The sequence below is a fragment of the Komagataeibacter kakiaceti JCM 25156 genome, assembly GCF_000613305.1.
Genome location: NZ_BAIO01000908.1, coordinates 1 through 540, shown reverse-complemented (window position 1 = coordinate 540; position 540 = coordinate 1). Strand labels below are relative to the sequence as shown.

1 protein-coding gene is annotated in these 540 nt (G+C 67.6%); it reads right to left on the bottom strand.

Annotated elements, in window-relative coordinates; all coding sequences use genetic code 11:
• Positions 1-76: 76 nt before the first annotated feature.
• Positions 77-540, bottom strand: a 464-nt coding sequence (locus tag JCM25156_RS26745) for a lytic transglycosylase domain-containing protein (RefSeq protein ID WP_034961859.1), incomplete at its 5' end; no start/stop codon positions are given.

Genomic DNA, 540 nt, shown 5'->3' with positions numbered 1-540 from the left:
GACCCCACGGTGCCGGCGCGCGGGCGCGAAGCCCGCGCCGCAGAAGCTGGCGATGAGGCGGGCAGGGACATCGCCATCAGTTCTGCTCCAGCGCCGGATCAGTCGCCTGATAAATGGCCATGTTCTCCTCCACCCTTTCAACGTAGTTGCGCGTCTCCCCAAAGGGAATGCTCTCGATCCAGTCCAGCATGGCGTCGGGTGCGGGGGTGTCGCGCGCGGGGTTGCCCAGTGTCAGCAGCCAGCTGTCGGCTCGGTGCGGCCCGGCGTTATAGGCGGCGGCCATATACGGGATGACATTGCCCAGCCGCTGCGCGATATCGGACAGATAGGCCGCGCCCAGCCGCATGTTCAGTTGCGGGTCGGTCAGGCTGGCGGCGCTGACATGCGTATCCGTAAGGCCGAGCTTGCGCGCCACCTCGCGCGCCGTGGGCACCATCATCTGCATGAGACCCACGGCATGCGCCGGGCTGACCACGCTGGCGTCAAACCCGCTTTCCTGCCGCGCCACGGCCAGTTGCATATCGGCGGGCAGGAGTCCGG